This is a genomic window from Kitasatospora sp. NPDC088742 (assembly GCF_055584905.1).
On sequence record NZ_JBVJLD010000051.1, the window covers coordinates 22302 to 43102 of the forward strand.

The 20801-nt window shown below is 73.2% G+C and carries 16 protein-coding genes; 2 read left to right on the forward strand and 14 right to left on the reverse strand.

Going from position 1 to position 20801, the window contains the following annotated elements; genetic code table 11:
* Positions 1-19 precede the first annotated feature (19 nt).
* The 6 genes from ACZ6ZR_RS30935 to nsdA all read right to left on the reverse strand — a co-directional run bounded on the left by ACZ6ZR_RS30935 (position 20) and on the right by nsdA (position 8352).
* The gene (locus ACZ6ZR_RS30935; RefSeq protein ID WP_465647967.1) at positions 20-556 is read right to left on the reverse strand and encodes a GNAT family N-acetyltransferase; all 537 of its coding nucleotides are present in this window, start codon (positions 554-556) and stop codon (positions 20-22) included.
* Between the two features lie 83 nt (positions 557-639).
* The gene (gene ffh, locus ACZ6ZR_RS30940) at positions 640-2214 is read right to left on the reverse strand and encodes a signal recognition particle protein (protein WP_465647969.1); all 1575 of its coding nucleotides are present in this window, start codon (positions 2212-2214) and stop codon (positions 640-642) included.
* Between the two features lie 131 nt (positions 2215-2345).
* Positions 2346-4832: a [protein-PII] uridylyltransferase gene (locus tag ACZ6ZR_RS30945; protein ID WP_465647971.1), complete on the reverse strand. Its 2487-nt coding sequence runs from the start codon at positions 4830-4832 to the stop codon at positions 2346-2348.
* 191 nt (positions 4833-5023) lie between these two features.
* Complete coding sequence (locus tag ACZ6ZR_RS30950) at positions 5024-5362, reverse strand: P-II family nitrogen regulator (RefSeq protein WP_465647972.1); 339 nt, start codon at positions 5360-5362, stop codon at positions 5024-5026.
* Positions 5362-6684: an ammonium transporter gene (locus ACZ6ZR_RS30955; protein ID WP_465647974.1), complete on the reverse strand. Its 1323-nt coding sequence runs from the start codon at positions 6682-6684 to the stop codon at positions 5362-5364. Before ACZ6ZR_RS30955 ends, ACZ6ZR_RS30950 begins: the two co-directional genes overlap by 1 nt.
* Positions 6685-6897: 213 nt before the next feature.
* Positions 6898-8352, reverse strand: coding sequence for a transcriptional repressor NsdA (gene nsdA, locus ACZ6ZR_RS30960; RefSeq protein WP_465647976.1), 1455 nt, complete (start codon positions 8350-8352; stop codon positions 6898-6900).
* A gap of 521 nt (positions 8353-8873) precedes the next feature.
* Here nsdA and ACZ6ZR_RS30965 point away from each other — a divergent pair.
* Positions 8874-9548 (forward strand): bifunctional DNA primase/polymerase, encoded by a 675-nt coding sequence (locus ACZ6ZR_RS30965; RefSeq protein ID WP_465647978.1) that lies wholly within the window; start codon positions 8874-8876, stop codon positions 9546-9548.
* Positions 9549-9730: 182 nt separating this feature from the next.
* On the opposite strand, the gene ftsY is transcribed toward ACZ6ZR_RS30965, so the two are convergent.
* Positions 9731-10918: a signal recognition particle-docking protein FtsY gene (gene ftsY / locus ACZ6ZR_RS30970; RefSeq protein WP_465647980.1), complete on the reverse strand. Its 1188-nt coding sequence runs from the start codon at positions 10916-10918 to the stop codon at positions 9731-9733.
* 93 nt (positions 10919-11011) lie between these two features.
* Here ftsY and ACZ6ZR_RS30975 point away from each other — a divergent pair, with 93 nt between their 5' ends.
* Positions 11012-12499: a purine-cytosine permease family protein gene (locus ACZ6ZR_RS30975; protein WP_465647982.1), complete on the forward strand. Its 1488-nt coding sequence runs from the start codon at positions 11012-11014 to the stop codon at positions 12497-12499.
* On the opposite strand, the gene smc is transcribed toward ACZ6ZR_RS30975, so the two are convergent.
* From smc to ACZ6ZR_RS31010, 7 genes are all read right to left on the reverse strand, one after another.
* Positions 12489-16076: a chromosome segregation protein SMC gene (smc, locus tag ACZ6ZR_RS30980; protein WP_465647984.1), complete on the reverse strand. Its 3588-nt coding sequence runs from the start codon at positions 16074-16076 to the stop codon at positions 12489-12491. The two genes, ACZ6ZR_RS30975 and smc, sit on opposite strands and share 11 nt — an antisense overlap.
* A gap of 240 nt (positions 16077-16316) precedes the next feature.
* Complete coding sequence (locus ACZ6ZR_RS30985; RefSeq protein ID WP_465647986.1) at positions 16317-16520, reverse strand: hypothetical protein; 204 nt, start codon at positions 16518-16520, stop codon at positions 16317-16319.
* Between the two features lie 461 nt (positions 16521-16981).
* A complete protein-coding gene (locus ACZ6ZR_RS30990; RefSeq protein WP_465647988.1) occupies positions 16982-17269 on the reverse strand; it encodes an acylphosphatase in 288 nt (95 codons plus the stop codon).
* A 74-nt stretch (positions 17270-17343) separates the two neighbouring features.
* On the reverse strand, positions 17344-17937 hold the full coding sequence (locus ACZ6ZR_RS30995) for a hypothetical protein (protein ID WP_465647990.1): 594 nt from the start codon (positions 17935-17937) through the stop codon (positions 17344-17346).
* The gene (locus ACZ6ZR_RS31000; protein ID WP_465647992.1) at positions 17934-18956 is read right to left on the reverse strand and encodes a WXG100 family type VII secretion target; all 1023 of its coding nucleotides are present in this window, start codon (positions 18954-18956) and stop codon (positions 17934-17936) included. Before ACZ6ZR_RS31000 ends, ACZ6ZR_RS30995 begins: the two co-directional genes overlap by 4 nt.
* A complete protein-coding gene (locus tag ACZ6ZR_RS31005) occupies positions 18953-19267 on the reverse strand; it encodes a WXG100 family type VII secretion target (RefSeq protein WP_465647994.1) in 315 nt (104 codons plus the stop codon). Before ACZ6ZR_RS31005 ends, ACZ6ZR_RS31000 begins: the two co-directional genes overlap by 4 nt.
* Before the next feature lie 87 nt (positions 19268-19354).
* The gene (locus ACZ6ZR_RS31010; protein WP_465647996.1) at positions 19355-20686 is read right to left on the reverse strand and encodes a hypothetical protein; all 1332 of its coding nucleotides are present in this window, start codon (positions 20684-20686) and stop codon (positions 19355-19357) included.
* Between the last annotated feature and the right edge of the window lie 115 nt (positions 20687-20801).

Sequence of the window (20801 nt, forward strand, 5' to 3'; positions counted from 1 at the left end):
CCCACAGCGAGACGGCCCGTCAGGCCCCCGGCCACTCCTCCGCCGTCAGGGCGAAGCGCTCGTGGTCCCGCCAGGCCCCGCTCAGGAAGAGCATCCGCGGGGTGAAGCCCTCGTGCCGGAACCCCAGCCGCCGCGCCATCGCGATCGAGCGCTCGTTCTCAGGCTGGACGTTGATCTCCAACCGGTGCAGCCCGAGCCCGCCCTCCACCTGGCCGGCGAAGCAGCGGTCCACCACCAGCCGCATGCCCTCGCTCATCAGCCCCGTCCCCGCGTACGGGAGGTAGGAGTCGTAGCCGAGCGCGGCGTTGCAGAAGCGGCCCATCACGATGTTGGCCACGTTGCACTTGCCGACCAGGCCGCCGCTCTGCCGGTCGAGGATCAGGAAGGTCCGCAGGCCCGGGCCCTGACGGTCGAGCAGTTCGGGCAGACCGTCCGGCTCCACCGGGTTCCACCGCCCGACGTGCTCGGCGGAGCGGCGGACCGCCGCCGCGTACTGTCCTGCGTCTGCCGCCCTGGGGGCCCGGATCTCCACTCGCACGCCACCATCATCGGGCATGGCGACGGCCCGCCACCGGAAGGGGTGACGGGCCGTCGGAAACTCGCCTGCGTCGGAGACCGCCCGTGGGCGGCCGCCGGCCGTCAGATCAGGTCCTTGAACTCCTTGGGCAGTTCGAAGTCGGCCGGGCCCTTGCCCGCGCCGAGCCCGAAGGCACCGCCGGGAGCCTGCGGGGCGCCGTCCGCACCGGCACCCGGGCCGAGCGCCTTGCGCTCCGCCGCGGCCGCCTCCTCCTGGGCCCGCTTGAGCGGGTTGCCGCTCTTGCGCTTGCCCTTGGCGGGCTGGGCCTTCTTGGCGGACTTCTTGCCGCCGCCGCCCATCCCCGGGATCCCCGGCATGCCGGGCATGCCCTTGCCGGAGGCCATCGCGGACATCATCTTGCGGGCCTCGAAGAACCGCTCGACCAGGTTCTTCACCTCGCCGACCTGGACACCGGAGCCCTTGGCGATGCGGGCCCGGCGGGAGCCGTTGATCAGCTCCGGCTCGGACCGCTCGAGCGGGGTCATCGACTTGATGATCGCGCCGACCCGGTTGACGTCCTTGTCGTCGATGTTGTTGATCTGGTCCCGGATCTGGCCCATGCCGGGGAGCATCCCGAGCAGCTTGGAGATCGAGCCCATCTTCTGGACCTGCTCCAGCTGGGACAGGAAGTCGTCCAGCGTGAAGGCCTTCGGGCCGCCGCGCAGCTTGGCGGCCATCTTCTCGGCCTCGGCCTGCGAGAAGGTCTGCTCGGCCCTCTCGATCAGCGAGAGCATGTCGCCCATGCCGAGGATGCGCGAGGCCATCCGGTCCGGGTGGAAGGCGTCGAACTCGTCGACCTTCTCGCCGTTGGAGGCGAACATGATCTGACGGCCGGTCACGTGCGCGACCGAGAGGGCCGCACCACCGCGGGCGTCGCCGTCCAGCTTGGAGAGCACCACGCCGGTGAAGTCGACGCCGTCGAGGAAGGCCTGGGCGGTGGTGACCGCGTCCTGGCCGACCATGGCGTCGACCACGAACAGGACCTCGTCCGGGTCGATCGCGGCCCGGATGTCGGCGGCCTGCTGCATCAGCTCGGCGTCGATGCCGAGGCGGCCGGCGGTGTCGACGATGACCACGTCGAACTGCTTCTGCTTCGCGTACTCGACCGAGTCGCGGGCCACCTGCACCGGGTCGCCGACGCCGTTGCCCGGCTGCGGACCGTAGAAGGCGACGCCGGCCCGGCCGGCCATCACCTCGAGCTGGGTGACGGCGTTGGGGCGCTGGAGGTCGCAGGCCACCAGCAGCGGGGTGTGCTTCTGCGTCTTGAGCCAGTGGCCGAGCTTGCCGGCCAGGGTGGTCTTACCGGCACCCTGGAGACCGGCCAGCATGATCACGGTCGGGCCGGACTTGGCGTACTTCAGGCGGCGGGTCTCGCCACCGAGGATGGCGATGAGCTCCTCGTTGACGATCTTGATGACCTGCTGCGCCGGGTTGAGCGCGCCGGAGACCTCCGCGCCGGCCGCGCGCTCCTTGATCCGCGCGATGAAGGCGCGGACCACGGGCAGCGCGACGTCCGCCTCCAGCAGGGCGATCCGGATCTCGCGGGCGGTGGCGTCGATGTCCGCCTCACTGAGGCGGCCCTTGCCCCGGAGGTTCTTGAACGTCGCTGCGAGGCGGTCGGAGAGTGTGTCGAACACGTCGGTCGCGGGTCCCTTGCGGCATCGGTACGGGTACTGTCGTCGCCCCCAGGGTATCCGGCCGCCACTCCAACGGTCCCCACCCGGTCGGAAGCCGTTCACGGAACGGCCTCCGACAGCCTCGGACGGCCTCAGGAGAGCGCCTCCTGCACCGCCGCCGCCACCTCCCCGGCCCGCCCCGCGGTCAGCGGACCGCCCGCCGGATCGGTGAGGTAGAAGGCGTCCACCGCCTCCGCCCCGAGCGTGGAGACGTGCGCGGTGCGGACCCGGGCGCCCGCCCCGTCCAGCGCCCGGCCGATCCGGTGCAGCAGCCCGGGGGCGTCGTGCGCGCGCACCTCCAGCACCGTGGCCGTGCTGGACGCCCCGCCCGGCGCGACGGTGACCACCGGCGGCGGGGTGGCGATCCCCCGGCGGCGCGGCGCGGCGGCGTCGCGCTCCGCCAGCTTCCTGGTCACGTCCAGCGAGCCGTCCAGGGCCCGCCGCAGGTCGGCCCGAAGCCGCGCCGCCTCCGGGAGTTCGCCGTACTCGGCGGCCACCGTCCAGCCGAGCAGCAGCACCGGCCCGGCGCCGGCCGGGTCGAGCTCGCGCAGCTCGGCCGAACGGACCGTCAGACGGTGCAGCGCCAGCACCCCGGCCACCGTGCCGAGCAGGCCGGGCCGGTCCGGCAGGGCCAGGGTGAGCTCGACGCCCATCGGCTCGGTGCCGCTCTCCTCCGGGCCGGCCCGGTCCAGGACGGTGTGGGCCAGCAGGGTGAGCGCGGGCTCACCGGTGCGGGCCGCCTCGACCGCCAGCCGCTCCTGCTCGGCGGTCGGCCCGGAGGCCCACCGCAGCTCCGCGGCCGGCTCCTGAGCGCCCGTCAGCCGCGCGGCGGCCCGGCCGGCCAGGCCGGCGACCAGCGAGGCCCGCCAACTGCTCCACGCGGCCGGGCCGGTGGCGGTGGCGTCCGCCTCGGTGAGGGCGTGCAGCAGCTCCAGGTGCGAGAGGGTGCCGGTCACCCCGGCGATCAGGTCCACCGTGGCCGGGTCGTCCGGGTCCCGCCGGGTGGCGGTCTCCACCAGGGTCAGGTGGTGCCGGACCAGCAGCGCCAGGGTCTCCACGTCGGACTTGTCGAAGCCCATCCGGGCGGCCACGTCCCGGACGATCACCTCGCCCGCCTCGGAGTGGTCGCCGGGCCAGCCCTTGCCGATGTCGTGCAGCAGCGCGGCCACCAGCAGCAGGTCGGGCCGGGCCACCCGGCGGGTCATCGCGGCGGCCCGCACCGCGGTCTCGATCAGGTGCCGGTCCACCGTCCAGACGTGCACGGCGTTGCGCTGCGGGCGGCAGCGCACCCGCTCCCAGTCCGGCAGCAGACGGGTGATCAGGCCTTCGGCCTCGTACGCCTCCCAGACCGGCACGGCCGCCTCGCCCGCGCCGAGCAGGGTGACCAGCTGGGCCCGCGCCTCGTCCGGCCAGGGCACCGGCAGCGGTGCGGCCTCGGCGGCGAGGCGGCGCACGGTGGCGTAGGAGACGGTCAGCCCGGCCTGGGCGGCTGCCGCGGCGGCGCGCAGCGGCAGCACCGGGTCCTGCCCGGGCCTGGCCGACTGGGCGAGCACCGCCTCGCCGTCCTGCTCGACCACGCCGTCGGCCAGCGGGGTCCGCTCCACCGTGCCCCGGGCCACCGCGCTGCTCCCCCGCCCGACCGTGCCCCGGGAGGCCGCGCCGCCGCCCCGGCCGGCACCGCCGAAGGTGAACAGCCTGCTCCGTCGCACCCGCCCGCCGCCGTCCCGCTCGGCCAGCACCCGTTCGACGGACCGCCAGGTGACGTCCGCCGCGTAGGAGATGGTGCGGGCCGCCTCGTAGACCTGGCGCAGCAGGGTGTCCGCGTCCAGCACGCCGAGCCGGGCGGCGACCTGGTCCTGCTCCTGGAGGGCGAGCCGCTCGGTGGCCCGGCCGGTGGTCAGGTGGAGCGCGTCGCGGACGTCGGCGAGCCGCTCGGCGGCGGCCTCCAGCCCGTCCCGGGGGGCGTCGGCCAGCCAGCTGGCGGCGATCGCGTTGAGCGCCACCACGTCCCGCAGGCCGCCCCGGGCCTCCTTCAGGTCGGGCTCCAGCAGGAAGGCCAACTCGCCGTGCCGCTCGGCCCGTTCGAGGCAGGAGGCGCGCAGCTCGGGCAGCCGCTTGGCCGCGCTCGCCCGCCAGTCGGAGAGCACGGTGGAGCGCAGCTCGGCGGTCAGTTCGGCGTCCCCGGCCAGATGGCGGGCGTCCAGCAGGCCGAGCTGGGCCTTGAGGTCGTCGGCGGCCACCGCGCGGGCCTCGGCGGGGGTCCGGACGGCGTGGTCGAGGGCGGCTCCGCCGTCCCAGACGGGGTACCAGATCCGCTCGGGCAGGGCCGGGTCGAGCGGGCCGCGGTGGAGCAGCAGCACGTCCAGGTCACTGCGCGGGGAGAGTTCGCCGCGGCCGTAGCCACCGACCGCCACCAGGGCGCTGGCTGACGGTGCGCCGGCCGCCGCGTACAGGCCTGCCAGCCAGTCGTCGGCCAGCCGGGCCAGCGCCTTGCGGCGGACGGCTCCGGTCAGGCCCGGTTCGTCGAGCAACCGGGCGCGGGCGGCCGCGTGCTCGGAAGGCTGGTCGGTGGTGGTCACGTCGGTTCCCCGTCCCTCTCGCCTGCTGCGGGCCCCGGCCGGACCGCCGGGGCCGTCTCCCCGGTCCCGGATGCTCGTCCGGACCGGATACGCGTCCGGCGGACCGGCGACCACGGGGGTCACCGGCCCGCCTGGGACCGTCGGTTGCTGCTCTCGAATGATCTCGGATGATGCCCTTCCGCCCGGCTCGGCTAGAGCGCGTCGGGGCCGCGTTCGCCGGTCCGTACCCGGACGGCGGTGTCGACCGGGACGCTCCAGACCTTGCCGTCACCGATCTTGCCGGTGCGGGCGGCCTTCACCACGACCTCCACCACGTCGTCCGCCATGTCGTCCTCGACCAGCACCTCGATCCGGACCTTGGGGACCAGGTCGACGGTGTACTCGGCGCCCCGGTAGACCTCGGTGTGGCCCCGCTGGCGGCCGTACCCGCTGGCCTCGGTGACGGTCAGTCCGTGCACCCCGAAGGCCTGCAGGGCGTTCTTGACCTCGTCCAGACGGTGCGGCTTGATGACTGCGGTGATGAGCTTCATCAGGCGTCGACCTCGGCCTTCTGCGGAGCGGTGGTGGTGACGGAGGCGGAGGCGGCGCGGCCCAGGCTGGCGCCGACGGCGCTGAAGTCGTAGGCGGACTCGGCGTGTTCGGCCTGGTCGATGCCGGCCAGCTCGACGTCCTCGGAGACCCGGAAGCCGATCGTCTTGTCGATCGCCTTGCCGAGCAGCCAGGAGACCACGAAGGAGTAGAGGCCGACCACGACGACGCCCATCGCCTGCTTGCCGAGCTGGCCGAGGCCGCCGCCGTAGAACAGGCCCTGCGCGGTCTGGCCGACGTGGCCGGTGGCGAAGAGGCCGATCAGCAGCGAGCCGATGACACCGCCGACCAGGTGGACGCCGACCACGTCGAGCGAGTCGTCGAAGCCCCAGCGGTACTTGAGGCTGATCGCGGCGGCACAGGCCGCACCGGCGATGATGCCGATGGCCACCGCGCCGAGCGGGCTGACGGAGCCGCAGGCAGGGGTGATGGCGACCAGGCCGGCCACCGCGCCGGAGGCGGCGCCGAGCGTGGTGAAGGCGCCGTGCCGGATCTTCTCGTAGGCCAGCCAGCCGATCACCGCGGCGGCGGTGGCCACCTGGGTGTTGATGAAGGCCATCCCGGCCACGCCGTTGGCGGCCAGCGCCGAACCGGCGTTGAAGCCGAACCAGCCGAACCAGAGCAGCCCGGAGCCGAGCATCACCAGCGGCAGGCTGTGCGGGCGCATCGGGTCCTTCTTGAAGCCGATCCGCTTGCCGAGCACCAGGCAGAGCGCCAGGCCCGCCGCACCGGCGTTGATGTGCACCGCGGTACCGCCGGCGAAGTCGATCACGCCGTTGCGGTCACCGAGCCAGCCGCCGTTGCCGCCGTCGAAGAAGAACACCCAGTGCGCGACCGGGAAGTAGACCACCGAGACCCAGAGCGCCACGAACAGGCCCCAGGCGGCGAACTTGGCGCGGTCCGCGATCGCACCGCTGATCAGCGCCGGGGTGATGATCGCGAACATCAGCTGGAAGGCGGAGAACGCGGTGACCGGGATGGTGCCGGTGAGGTCGTTCAGGCCGATGCCGCGCATGCCCAGGTAGTCGAGGTTGCCGATCAGACCGGCACCCGCGTCCGGGCCGAAGGCGAGCGAGTAGCCGTAGAGCACCCAGAGCACGCTGACGATCGCGAGCGATACGAAGCTCATGACCAGCATGTTGAGGGTGCTCTTGACCCTGACCATGCCTCCGTAGAAGAAGGCCAGGCCCGGGGTCATCACCATGACCAGGGCCGCACAGATGAATACGAAGGCGGTGTCGCCAGCGCTGAAGCCGTCCGGCATCGGCGTCTCCTCGTGAGTTACAAGAGCCGCTCCACACCCGGGATTCCTGTCCCGTGCCACCCGGGGTGTCGGCGTTGAGGAGGAGAGTGCCGAAGGCGGATTTCGGCCAGTGCGGCTCGGTGTTTCGCCGCCGTGACGAGCGCCACGGCGGCGTTACGAGGAGGTGAACGACTGCTGCGCACGGGGGACGGGCGGCCGTGAGGACCGCAGGTCTCAGCCGCTCTGGACGAACTCCGGGATGTTCTCCACCACCCGGTCGGAGAGCTGGGCGACGGCGTCCAGGTCGCCGTAGTTCTGCAGCGCGTTGGCGGTGGTCTTGCGGATGCGGGTGTTCAGCCGCTCGGAGCGGACCTTGGTGGCGATGGCCACCGCCTCCTCGGCCACCGCGACGGCCTGGCGCGGCTCGTTCTGCAGCAGGTGCACGCTGGCCATGCCGATCAGGTTGAAGGCGTAGCTGCGGACGTGCTCCTTGTCCTGCCGGAACAGGTCCACCGCGCGCTGCATCACCGGCTCGGCCATCGAGGCGTAGAGCGGGCTGCGGTTGGCGTGGTACGCCAGGTCTCGGTAGGAGTGCGAGTTCTCGCCGTTGAGCTCGGCCTCGGTGAAGAACTTCAGCCAGCCGGGCGAGTTGTCGTCGAACCGGGTGTCGCTGAAGGTGTCCTCGGCCATCCGGACCGCGCGGGCGCAGCGGTTCACCTCGCCGATGGTGGCGTAGGCCCGGGCCTCCATGGCGAACAGCAGCGCCTGCTGGCGCGGGCTGGCGGTGTCCCGGCTGCCGTACTGCGCCAGGTGGATCAGCTCCAGGGCGTCCTCGCCCCGGTTGAGGTGGATCATCTGACGGCTCATGTCGGTGAGGATCTGCGCGCCGAACGGCCGGTCACCGGCCTCCTTGGCCGCGTGCAGGGCGAGCACGTAGTACTTCTGCGCGCTCGGGTGCATGCCGACGTCGTACGACATCCAGCCCGCCAGGTGGGCGAGTTCGGCGGTGAGCCGGAACAGCCGCTTGGTGGTCTGCTCAGGGTAGGTCTCCTGGAGCAGGTCGGTGACCTCGTGGAGTTGGCCGACCACCGCCTTGCGGCGCAGGCCTCCGCCGTTCTGCGCGTCCCACTGACGGAACATCACCGTGGTCTGCTCCAGCAGCTGGAGCTCCGGCTCGGAGAGGCGGCCGGTGAACTGCTCACCGCCGTTGGCGGCGGCCAGGATCGGGGTGGGGGTGCCGGCCGGGTTGGGCGTGAGCCAGCGCTGCATCGGCTCGATCAGGGCGGTGCCGGCCGTCAGGGCGAGCGAAGTGCCGAGGAAACCACGGCGGTTGAGCATCAGGTCGCTGCGGGAGTACTCGCTGATCAGCTGCACCGTCTGCGGCGCGCTCCACGGCAGGTCGACCCCGCTGTCCACGGTGGAGACCGGCACGGCGGTGCGCAGGCCGAGGTCCTCGATCGAGACCACCGAGCCGAAGCGCTCCGAGAACAGCTGCGACATGATCTTCGGGATCGGCTCGCGGGGCTGCTCGCCGTCCAGCCAACGGCGCACCCGGGAGGTGTCGGTGGAGACGTGGTGGGCACCGATCTGCCGGGCCCGGCGGTTCACCTGCCGCGCCAGCTCCCCCTTGGACCAACCACTACGGCCGAACCAGGAGGTCAGCTTCTCGTTCGGTTGCTTCTCTGCCATGGGTAAGCGCCCCATCCCGCCCGGCCCCTCGGGGCCCCCGATCGTCTTCGCACTCCCCGCCCTGAGTGAGCGGCCCGATGCGTTCCGTGTGCTGAACGTAACGCGACAAGTGCCGCCCCGGGGAGCGCGCCCGGATAATCGCCACCATTCGCCACCCCTGGGAGTGAACTACGCGACGGCCCGGGGCGCTTCACTGGTAGCCGGCACCATGCCCGCCCAACTCGCCGTGCCGCCTTGGATCTTGACGATGCGGCAGCCGCCGGAACAGGAAGGGGAGTCCCGTGCAGCTCCGACGATCCGGCATCCGCAGCGGGGGCGCAAGCGGCCTGTTCGCCCGGCACCCACGAATCGGAGCACTCCGCCTGCTGCGCGCCGCCGACGCGCGACCCGCTTCACGTCGCACAATCGACGCACCGTCACGGCCCGCCGACCCGTCCGCCCGCCCGTCCGCCCACCCGGCCGACGGTCCGTCCGGTGACGCGCACCGTAACCACCGGCATTCCGAACCTGTTGGGGGAGGCATGGAAACCCTCTTCGGCGAACTCCGCTTCGGCGCCCGCCGCCGGACCCGCGGCACCGCGTACGAGGCCGCCGCTGAGTACACCGGGCGCTGGGGCTGGGCGGTGGCCGTCTCCACCGGCTCCGCCACCCCCGCCGACGGGCGCTGCGACTGCGGCACCGTCCACTGCGCCGCACCCGGGCTGCACCTCGGGCTCGGCCCCGCCGTCGACCCGGCCTCCGGCACCGGCACCGCCGGGCTGGACGCGCTCCGGGACGGCTCCTCCCCCGCCGCGCTCCTGCTGCCCGCCGGGCGCTCCTTCGACGTGCTCGACGTCCCGGCCCAGCCCGGCCTCCAGGCCCTGGTCCGGCTGGAGCGGATGGGCACCCAGGTCGGGCCGGTGCTCGGCCTGCCGACCGGGCGGCTGCTCTTCTTCGTCTCCCCCGGCGCCGCCCAGCGCCTCCCCGACCTGCTCTACCGGATGGGCTGGGACGACACCACCCTCGACCTGGCCTGCCACGGCGAGGGCAGCTACGTCGCCGCCCCGCCCACCACCCTCGGCCCCCTCGGCCCGGCCCGCTGGCTCCGCCGCCCCTCCCGCGACTCCGCCGCCTGCCCCCCCGAGGCCCGCCTCCTCCTCGGCACCATCGCCTACGCCTGCCACCGCACCCGCGAACGCACCCCGGTCACCGCGTAGCGGCTCCGCCGGGGGCCGGCAGGGCACATGCCAAGGGGCGCGGGGAACGGCGCGAGGCGGAAGGCCACTCACCTGCAACTGAGGCTCCATCAGCCAGTTGCACGCGCTGCCGTTCCCCTGCGCGCAGTTCCTCGCGCCCCTGAGGTCGCTGCCCTGCCGGGCCACCTGCCCGGAGGGCCGCGTCAGTCGCCGATCAGGGCGTCCACGAAGGCGCCCGGCTCGAACGGGGCGAGGTCGTCCGCGCCCTCGCCGAGCCCGATCAGCTTGACCGGCACACCGAGTTCCCGCTGCACCGAGATGACGATGCCGCCCTTCGCGGTGCCGTCCAGCTTGGTGAGCACGATGCCCGTGATGTCCACCACCTCGGCGAACACCCGCGCCTGGACCAGTCCGTTCTGCCCGGTGGTGGCGTCCAGCACCAGCAGGACCTCGTCCACCGGCCCGTGCTTCTCCACGACCCGCTTGACCTTGCCGAGCTCGTCCATGAGCCCGGTCTTGGTGTGCAGCCGGCCCGCGGTGTCGATGAGCACGGTGTCCGCGCCCTCCGCGATGCCCTCCTTGACCGCGTCGAAGGCGACCGAGGCCGGGTCCCCGCCCTCGGGCCCGCGGACGGTGGCGGCACCGACCCGCTCGCCCCAGGTCTGCAGCTGGTCGGCGGCGGCGGCGCGGAAGGTGTCGGCGGCGCCGAGCACCACCTTGCGGCCGTCGGCGACCAGGACCCGGCCGAGCTTGCCGGAGGTGGTGGTCTTGCCGACGCCGTTGACGCCGACGACCAGCACGACGGCCGGGCGGCCGTCCTCGTGCTTGGCGGTCTTCAGCTGACGGTCGGCGTCGGCCCCGATCAGCGCGACCAGCTCCTCGCGGAGCAGGGCGCGCAGCTCGTCGGGGCTGCGGGTGCCGAGCACCTTGACCCGGGTGCGGAGGTTCTCGACCAGTTCCTGGGTGGGCTTCACGCCGACGTCGGCGACGAGCAGGGTCTCCTCGATCTCCTCCCAGGTGTCCTCGTCGAGGCGGTCCCGGGAGAGCAGGGTGAGCAGGCCCTTGCCGAGTGAGTTCTGCGAGCGGGAGAGCCGGCCGCGCAGGCGGACCAGGCGGCCTGCGGTCGGTTCGGGGACCTCCAGCTCGGGGGCGGCGAGGGCCGCGTCGGGGGTCTCGATCTCCTGAGGGAGCGTCACCTCCTCGACGGTGCGGACCGGCTCCGGCGCCGAGGCGGCGGACTCATCGCCGACCTGCGGCTCGCGCGGGGGCGTGATGACGGGTGCCTCGGCCTTGGGAGGCAGCTGCTTACGTCGTCTGCCGCTGACGACGAGGCCCGCGACGGCGCCGATGGCGACGACCGCGATGACTACGGCAAGAATCAGATATTCCATGGCGCCACCCAGTATCCGCGACGCCCCCACCACAGTGAACGAGGACATACGCCTCTTATGACTTAAGCAGGACAGAACATACCTTTGTGTCCCATGACCGAGAACCACCAGGCCGTGGAGACCCGCGGCATCGAGCCCGTGCCCGACCACGAGCGCCAGGGCCGCGTCCGTGAGCTGTTCCACACCTGGTTCGCCGCCAACATCAGCGTGCTGCTGCTCACCATGGGCGCCGGGCTGATCGTCTTCAACGGCCTGAACCTCTGGCAGGTGCTGCTGGTCGCCGTCTGCGCCGCCGTGCTGGCCTACGGGATCGTCGGTCTGCTCACCATCTCCGGCAAGTGGGGCGGCTCCCCCGCCATGACGCTCTCCCGGGCGGTCTTCGGCGTCCGGGGGAACCTGGTGCCGGGCGCGGTGACCTGGGTGGCCCGGTTCGGCTGGGAGACGGTGAACGCGGTCACCGGGGCCTACGCCCTGCTCTCCGTCCTCGACCTGCTCTTCGGCATCCGCAGCACCACCCCGCTGATCGTCGTCACCCTGCTGCTCTTCGTCGGCACCACCTTCCTGGTCTCCGGCCTCGGGCGGAACGCGCTGCTCTGGTGCAACCGCTGGTCCGCCTACCTGTTCGGGATCTTCTCCGTCCTGGTCCTCGGCTACCTGGCCGCGACGGTCGCCTGGTCCGAGGTCTTCGCCCGCCCGGCCGGCACCACCGCGATGGTGGTCGCGGGCATCGGCACCATCGCGGCCGGCGGCCTCAGCTGGGCCCCGTCCGGCGCCGACTTCGCCCGCTACCTGCCGCGCGGCGCGAGCGAGCGCGGCATCGTGGGCACCGCGATCGGCGGCGCCGGGATCGTGGTGGTCCCGATGGTGCTGATGGGAGCCGTGATGGCGGTCGGCACCCCGGACCTGGCCTCCGCCTCCGACCCGGTGGCCTTCATCGGCGACCTGCTGCCGATCTGGCTGGCGGTGCCGTACCTGCTGATCGCGCTGATCGGCATGGTGCTGATCAACAGCCTCTCGATGTACTCGGCCGGCTTCACCGCGCAGACCATGGGCGTGAAGCTGCCTCGCGCCTGGGCGGTCTCCATCAACGCGGTGATCAGCCTGGTCGGCGGTCTGCTGCTGATGCTGGTGGCGAAGAGCTTCTACGGCTCCTTCATCACCTTCCTGACCATCCTGGCCGTCTCCTTCTCGGCCTGGATCGGCGTCTACGGCGTCGACATGCTGCGCCGCCACCGCCAGGGCCGGACCCGCTACGACGGCGCCGCCCTGCTCGACACCACCCCCGCGTCCGCCTACTGGTTCAAGGGCGGTTTCTGCTGGCAGGCGCTCACCGCCTGGCTGCTGGCGATCGGCACCGGCCTGATGTTCACCCGGGCGGCGCTCAGCGCGGACGACGTCTGGTTCGCCGGCCCCTGGGCGAGCAGCTGGATCGGCACCGACGGCCTGGCCTGGGTGGTCACCATCCTGGTCGGCGCCCTGGTCTTCGCGGCCCTGCCGCAGGCCCGCACCTCCGCCGTGGAGACCGAGCCGGAGAGCGGCGAACCCGAGAGCGGCGAACCGAGCGAGCTGGTCACCCGCTGACCGACGGCTCCTGCCGGGGCACCGCGCGCGTCCGGCGCTCGCGGTGCTCCTCGCGCAGCCGCTGGCTGATCACCTGGGAGATCCCGTCCCCCTTCATGGTGACGCCGTACAGCGCGTCGGCCGACTCCATGGTGAGCTTCTGATGGGTGATCACGATCAGCTGGGAGCTCTCCCGCAGCTCCTCCATGATGGCGATCAGCCGGCGCAGGTTGGTCTCGTCCAGCGCCGCCTCCACCTCGTCCATCACGTAGAACGGGCTGGGCCGGGCCTTGAAGATGGAGACCAGCAGCGCCACCGCCGTCAGCGAGCGCTCGCCGCCGGACAGCAGCGAGAGCCGCTTCACCTTCTTCCCCGGCGGCCGGGCCTCCACCTCGACGCCGGTGGTCAGCATGTTGTCCGGGTCGGTCAGCACCAACCGCCCCTCCCCGCCCGGGAAGAGCCGGGAGAAGACGCCCTCGAACTGCGCCGCCGTGTCGTGGTACGCCGAGGTGAAGAGCTGCTCCACCCGGGCGTCCACGTCCCGGACGATGTCCATCAGGTCCTTGCGGCTGCGCTTGAGGTCGTCCAGCTGCTCGCCGAGGAACTGGTGCCGCTCCTCCAGCGCCGCGAACTCCTCCAGCGCCAGCGGGTTCACCTTCCCCAACTGCTGGTACGCCCGCTCGGCGGCCCGCAGCCGCTTCTCCTGCTCGGCCCGGACGTACGGGCGGGGCTCGTCCGGCTCCTGCCCCTCCTCCGGCAGCGCGGGCGGCACCAACTGGTCCGGCCCGTACGAGGCGAGCAGCTCGCCGCCCTCGATGCCGAACTCCTCCAGCGCCTTGGCCTCCAACTGCTCGATCCGCAGCCGCTTCTCGGCCCGCAGCACCTCGTCCCGGTGCCCGGCGTCCACCAACTTGTCCAGCTCGCCCTTGAGTTCCCGTCCGTGCTCGCGCCCGGCGCGCAACTCGGCCTCCCGCTCGGCCCGTTCCCGCTCGGCCTCGGCGCGCTCCGCCTCGGCCCGGGCCAGCGTGAGCTCCAGCCGGGCCAGCAGCTGCCGGGCTCCGGCGGCCACCGCCCCGGCCACCCCGGCCTCGTGCCGGGCGCGTTCGCGCCGCTCGGCGGCCCGGGCGCGGGTCTCGCGTTCGGCCGCGGCGGCCCGGTCGAGCTGGTCGGCCCGGCCGTTGAGACCGCGGACCCGCTCCTCATGGGTGCGCACCGAGAGCCTGGCCTCCAGCTCGCCCTGCCGGGCTTCGGACGCCCCGGCCGCCAGCTCGTCCCTTCGCACCGGATCCGGCTCGTCCTCCCCCGCGTCCGCCAACTCCTCGGCCACCGCCAGCCGTTCGGTCAGCTCCTCGGCGGCGGCCAGCGCCTGCGCCAGGCCCTCCTCGGCCCGGGTGACGGAGGCGGCCAGCCGTTCGGCCTCCCCGGCGGCCGCCCTGGCCTGCCCGCCGAGCCGCCCGAGCGCCCCGGCGGTCGCGGCCCGCTCCTTCTCGGCCGCCCGCCGACGGGCCGCCAACTCCTCGACCTCGGCCGTGAGTTCGCGCCGCAGCTCGGTGGCACCGGCCAGCTCCTCGGCCAACTCCTCGCACCGGACGTCGAGTTCGGCGATCCGCTCGGCCGCCTCGGCCACCGCGGCCTGGGTCTCCAACAGGCTCGGCGCCCCGGCCGACCCGCCCTGCGCGTAGCCGGCGCCGAGCATGTCACCGTCCCTGGTCACGGCGGTCAGGCCGGGCTCGCGCCGCACCAGCCGGACGGCCTCGTCCAGCCCGTCCACCACCACCATCCGGGCCAGCAGCCCCGTCACGGCCGGCCGTAGCGGCTCCGGCGCGGACACCAACCCGGCCGCCCAGCGCAGTCCGTCCTCCGGAGCCCCCTCCACCGGGGCGGCCCCGCCGACCAGCAGCGCCGCCCGCCCGGCGTCCTGCCCGCGCAGCAGCCGCAGCGCCGCCGCCGCCGTCTCCACCCCGTCCACCGCGACCGCCTCGGCCGCCGCCCCGAGCGCGGCCGCGACGGCCGTCTCGTACCCGGGCTCGACGGCGAGCAGCGAGGCCGCCGGGCCGAGCACGCCGGCCAGCGCCCCGGCCAGCAGCGCGCCGCTGCCGTCCTTGCGCCGCAGCCCCAGGGAGAGCGCCTCGTGACGGGCCGTCAGTGCGGCCCGCTCCTTCTCGGACGCCGCCAGCGCCTCCCGGGCCGCGCCGACGGCCGCACCGGCCCCGGCCGCCCGCTCCTTCGCGTCCTGGTGCGCGGCCTCGGCCTCCTCGTCCCCGCCGGCCGGCCCGCCGACCTCGGCCTCCAGCTCGGCGTACTCCTGCTGCGCGGCCTCGGCCCGCTCCAGCGCACCGTCCCGGGCCTCGGCCTGCCGTGCCAGTTCGGCCTCGGCGCCGGCCGCCTTGGAGCGCGCGGCGGCGGCCTGCCCCTGGAGCCGGGCCAGGCCCTCCCTGCGGTCCGCGATGGCCCGCGCGGCGGCCTTCAACCGGCCTTCCTCGACGGCGAGTTCACGCTCCAGCTCAGCCCGCCGCTCGACCGCCTCGGCCAGCGCGTAGCGCGCCTCCTCCAGGGCCTCGGCGAGCGCGGCCTCCTCCTCGCGGACCCGGGCGGCCTCCCGCTCCAGCTCCTCCGGGTCCCGCCCGCGCCGCTCCTCGCCCTGCCCGGCGGTGAGGGCGTGCCGCACCCGGGCCTCGGCCAGCCCGATGGTGCCCCTGGTCCGCTCGCCGAGCGCGGAGAGCCGGTACCAGGTCTGCCGGGCCTCCTCCAGCCGGGGCCCGAGCTGCTGCACCTGGGCCTCCAGTACGGCCTCCCGCTGCTGGGCCCGCTCCAGCTCCTGCTCCACGGTGGAGCGGCGCAGCCGCAGCGCCAGCTCGTCGGCGATCTCGGCCTCCACCGCCCGGCGGAGCGTCAGCAGGTCGTCGGCGAGCAGCCGCAGCCGGGCGTCCCGCAGCTCGGCCTGGATCCCGGCCGCCCGCCGGGCGATCTTCGCCTGCCGCCCCAACGGCCCGAGCTGGCGGCGCAGTTCGGCGACCAGGTCCTGCACCCGGTTGAGGTTGGCGGCCATCGAGTCCAGCTTGCGCAGCGCCTTCTCCTTGCGCTTGCGGTGCTTGAGCACCCCGGCGGCCTCCTCGATGAAGGCCCGGCGGCCCATCGGGTCGGCGTGCAGCACGGAGTCCAGCTGGCCCTGTCCGACGATGACGTGCATCTCGCGGCCGATGCCGGAGTCGGAGAGCAGCTCCTGGATGTCCAGCAGCCGGCAGGTCTCGCCGTTGAGGGCGTACTCACTGCCGCCGTTGCGGAACATCGTCCGGGTGATGGTGACTTCGGAGTAGTCGATGGGCAGCGCGCCGTCGGTGTTGTCGATGGTGAGGCTGACCTCGGCGCGGCCGAGCGGCTGGCGGCCGCTGGTGCCGGCGAAGATGACGTCCTCCATCTTGCCGCCGCGCAGCGACTTGGCGCCCTGCTCCCCCATGACCCAGCTGAGCGCGTCCACCACGTTGGACTTGCCGGACCCGTTGGGGCCGACCACACAGGTGATGCCGGGTTCGAAGCGCAGCGTGGTGGCGGAGGCGAAGGACTTGAACCCGCGCAGCGTCAGACTCTTCAGGTGCACGCGCCCGTTCTCCTCACCTCGGCGTCCGCCCGGGGTTCACCTCCCGGACGGCCGACTGTATCCGGCCACCCTGGCGGTGGACGGACAGGCGGTGGTTTGACCACGCCGGAGCTGGGCAATGTCATCGGCAAAAGGTGACGGGAACGACGAAGGGACGCCGTCACGGCGTCCCTCTTGTAGCTGCGACCCCATCGGGGATCTCGTGCGCAGCAGCGTCGAACTCTGGCGATCGGGTCAGGATCAGGTGAGCACGGGCTCCCGCTGGTCCAGCTCGATGCTGCTGAGCAGCGAGTGCTCGTCAACGACAGCGGTGAGTGCGTCGTTCTCAGCCTGCATCCGGTTGAGCTCGGACTCCAGGTCCTGGACGCGCTGCTGAAGCCGTCGCATCTCGGTGAGCATTCGCGGGTCGGGGCCGCCGACGTACCCGAGAAGCGCCTTTGCCATGATGAATGGTCCTCCACGCTGAGTGACCGAACCGTATAGGTACAGGTCTTGGGGGAAGGGGTGTCACGCACCCGTCCGCGGGCCGGAAGTGCTGGCTGGGCACTACGGGAGGGCCGTGTGAGCTGGGCTCGCGACGGCATGACCCTGCCGGGAGAACGCATATTGGTGCGCGGGCTTTCAGCGTCTCACCAAAGACGGTACGGGTCAACACGATCACCGCACGCTACCGCCACCCTGTCACCTGCACGCGGGAGTGGACACGCTGTGCGGCCGGGCGGGCAACCCATCGTGTGTCAGATGGATCACTGCTCGCTGCGGAGTCAACCACGAGTCTGCCCAGAAGGCAACCGCATGACACCGGCAGTCTCGCCACGGTGTCACCTCAGTGTCACGCCGGTCTCCTCCGTGCACACCCCGGCATACCCCGGCACCCGCCGCCGCGCGCCGGGCGCCGCCGGGGATCAGCGGAGTTCGAAGCCCTGGTACCCGCGGGCGGTGGCTCCCCATATCTCGGTGACACCGCTGACCCGGCCCGGCGTGCCGGGGCCGCGGAGCAGTTCCAGGAGGCGCTCGCAGTCGTGCCGCGCGCCCTGGGCGACCACCTGGACCCGGCCGTCGCCGAGGTTGCTGGTGTAACCGGTGATGCCGCCGATCTCCAGCGCCCGGGCCCTGGTCCACCAGCGGAAGCCGACTTCCTGGACCTTGCCGCGCACCCAGGCGGTGCAGCGGACGAGCTCGTCGCTGTGCATGACCACGACCCTAGGTCATGCACAGCGACGGTCATGCACGGCGACGGTCATGCACGACGAGCCCACCGCCCGGCTCAGCGGAACAGCGCCACCAGCGCACGGGCCTCGTCCGAGCTCTGCGAGAGGGCGGCCAGCGAGCCGTCCGCGAAGTGCAGGTCGACCCGGTCGGAGACGCCGCCGGTGCGGTCCTCGACCCGGCGGACCCGGCCGTACGGGAGCTCGCCGAGCGGGCGCAGGCCCACGCCGACCAGGTGGTCGGCGAGCAGGATCCGGCGGTCGGTGAAGGCCAGCACCGCCCGGTTGTTGTCCATCGGCGCGGCCCCCTCGTAGCCGTGCCGCACCGCGATCACGAACTGCCCGGCCTGGCTGTCCCAGCCGCCCTGCAGGCCCGCGCCCCGGGTGATCCGGCGGATCACCCGGAAGATGCCGAAGACCGCCTCGATCAGCAGCTCGGCGACGACCGCCACCAGCTCGAACAGCGCACCGAGGGCGGCCCCCGCCCCGCGCGTCGCGGCCCCCGGCCGGTACTTCCGCGGGACCCGGCGGATCAGGTCGCTGAGCTGGAGGTCGGCCACCGCGTGGATCTGCTCGCCCGGCTGGAGGTGCGGGGCGAACAGCGGGCGGTAGGACTCGCCGCCCAGCGGCCGCGGCTCGGTGTACGTGCTCATCCGAAGGCCTCCTCGACCCTGGTCTGCGGCACCCGGTAGGGCTTCGCGTGCTCGCCGCCGTCCAGCGCGCCGGTGGCGGCGTCGATCGCGGCGTCGTCCTTGGCCGCGTCGGTCAGCTCGCCGCCGAAGTCGCCGGCGCCGATCCCGAGCCCGACGCCGGTGGCGATGCCGCCCTTGACCGCGCCGAAGCCGATCTTCACCGCGCGGGCGGTGGCGTACTCGCCGAGGGTGCCGAGGTTGGGGTTGGTGATCAGGTCCTTCGCGGCGCCGAAGCGGTTGCCGGCGCCGCCGATCTTGCGGACCGCCTTGGCCGCCTTGAGGCCCTCCCTGATGTTCTTGAAGGACTTCCCGGCGGTCTGGATCTTGCGGACCGCGTCCATCAGCTTGCCGAGCGTCGTGGCCAGCTTGCGGGAGACCGAGGCGATCCGCAGGACGTAGACCGACACCTCGGCCTCGACCACCAGCGCGTTGACCACGGTGGCCGCGCCGAGGGTGATGATGTCCACCAGGATCATCGCGGCCATGGTGGTGATCAGGACCTCGATCGCCTCCCGGATCAGCCCGATCACCAGGTTCTCGGCCAGCTCGCAGGCCTCGGCGGCCTGGCTGATGATCTTGGCCGTCTCGTTCATGTCGGCGGCGGTGGCCTCGATGGCCTCGACCACCTTGCCCATGTGGGTGCCGAAGGCCTCCGAGGCCTGGCCCTCCCACTGGCCGGCGAGCGTCGTGCCGCCCGAGCGCAGCTCGTTGGCGACCTCCTGCATGGCCTTCGCCTGGGCCTGCCACTCCTGCGCGGCCTCGGTGAGGGTCTCCAGCTCGCCGGTGACCTCCTCCAGCATGTCCATCAGCCCAAGGAAGTCCAGGGCGCCCTTGACGAACTCGTCCAGCCCGGCGTCGAGGCCCTCGGAGACCGGGTTGGTGAAGCTGGGCAGCGCCTCGAAGGGGGTGCTGACGAAGTCCCGGGTCCACTTGTACGCGGCACCCGCCTCGCCGAAGCTGACGTCCGTCCCGGGGATCACCGGCCGCCCCCGTAGACCGAGGCGATCGCGGCGTCGTGGCTCGCGTAGTTGTCGGCGGTGTCCTGGAGGCCGCCGGCGGTGTCGGTCAGGATCTCGGTGAGGTCGGCGAGGTTCTGCTGCTCGGCCTCGGCGTGCTCCTGGTACGCCTCGAACAGGTTCTGTGCGTCCGGCAGTTTGCCGAAGTCGTTGGAGTTCAACGACACCGAGGCGAGGCGGGACTGGATCTCGGCGATCCGTTCCGCCTGCGCCTCGACGAGTGCCGCGTACTGCCTGAGTGCGCCCGGTTCTACCCGGAAGCCCTGGTCCCCCATGGTGCTGCCCCTTGCTCAGTGCTTGGCTGATCATCGTACTGAAGGCCAGACGCAGCTCTGCGGGCAAGGGGTTTCACACCACCCGACTCAGAAGCCCCCGAAGTCCCCTCCGCCACCGAAGTCCCCGCCGCCACCGCCGTCGAATCCGCCGAAGTCGGAGGGGTTGAAGTCGGCCCCGGAGGAGTCGCCGCCCTCCCAGCCCGAACCGGTGTCCGCCCAGGCGGTGGACGGGGTGGCCAGCATCGAGCCGAGCGCCGTCCCGACCAGCAGGCCCGGCAGCATCCCGCCGCCGAAGTACCCGCCCGCCCACGGGCTGTAGGCCGGCCCGGCGTTCCAGTACGGCTCCCGGCCGTGCTCGGTCTCCACCGTCCGGATCTCCGGCTCCTGACCCGCCGTCAGCCGGGCCGCGTCGGCCGCGCAGACCGGCACCGAGCGGCGGGCCGCTCCGGCCGGGGCCCAGTCCGCGTCCTTCACCGAGGGGCCGTGCCGGGGGTCGAAGAAGCACGGCGGACGGCGGTCCGGCAGCGGCTGCTTCTCCCGACGGGCCGTCAGGGTGGCCAGCGCGAACCGGCCGTCGGCCAGCGCCTCCGCCACCGGGCGGACCTGCTCCGGGCGCTCGGCCTGGTCCATCTCCTGCTTGGCCCGGTCGTAGCAGTCCAGCGCGTGCGCGTAGTCGGCCCGCTGGGCGTCGTCCGCGTCCGCGGAGCCCGGGGCGAAGTCCAGCCGGTCCAGCTCCTCGCCGAAGGCGGTGATGTCCTCGTCCACCACCACCCGCAGCTGGGCCAGTTCGGCCCGGGCCTTCTCCGCCTTCTTCCGCTTCGACCGGCGCAGCAGCAGGAACACCCCGCCGCCGGCCAGCGCCAGCAGCGCCACCGGCACCACGACCGCGGCCACCCCGACCCCGCCGGAGGAGGAGGCCACGCCCTTCCCCTTCACCTGGCCGAGCGCCTGCCCGACGAAGTCGTCCAAGGTCCCGGCGATGTCCCCGGGGTGGGCCCGGAAGGCCGCCCCGGACATCGAGGCCGCGGCCGCCCCGGAGAGCGCGGCCGGGTCCGAGAAGGCCTTGAACTCCTCACCGCGCCAGATCGCGTAGACGCCCGTCACCCCGACCCTGGTCCGCAGGTCCCTGGCCAGGGTCTGCGCCGGGTACTGGTCGCCCGCCGGGACCACGGCCACGAACACCGGCTTGTCGGCCGCCTTGATCCGCGCGGTCAGCGCGGCCGCCTGGCCGGCCGAGTACCGCCCGGCCATCGCCGGGTCGACGTACACCTGACCCTGCTTCAGCGCCTTCCCGGCCTCCTCGATCCCCCCGGCCGCCACGGCGGGGCCGGCGAGGAGCAGCATGAGTGCGGCCAGCAGCGCGGCGAGCACGGCGACGGCCGGGGAGCGGCCCGGTCGGTGGAGCGCGAAGGTCCTCATGCTCCGAACCTACCCCCGAAGGCCGGACATTCCGCCCTCCCGAGGGTCCACGGTCTCCCCCGCCGGTCGGGCCGGACCGCGCTCCTCCTGGCGGTGGACCCCGGTGCCCGGCGGG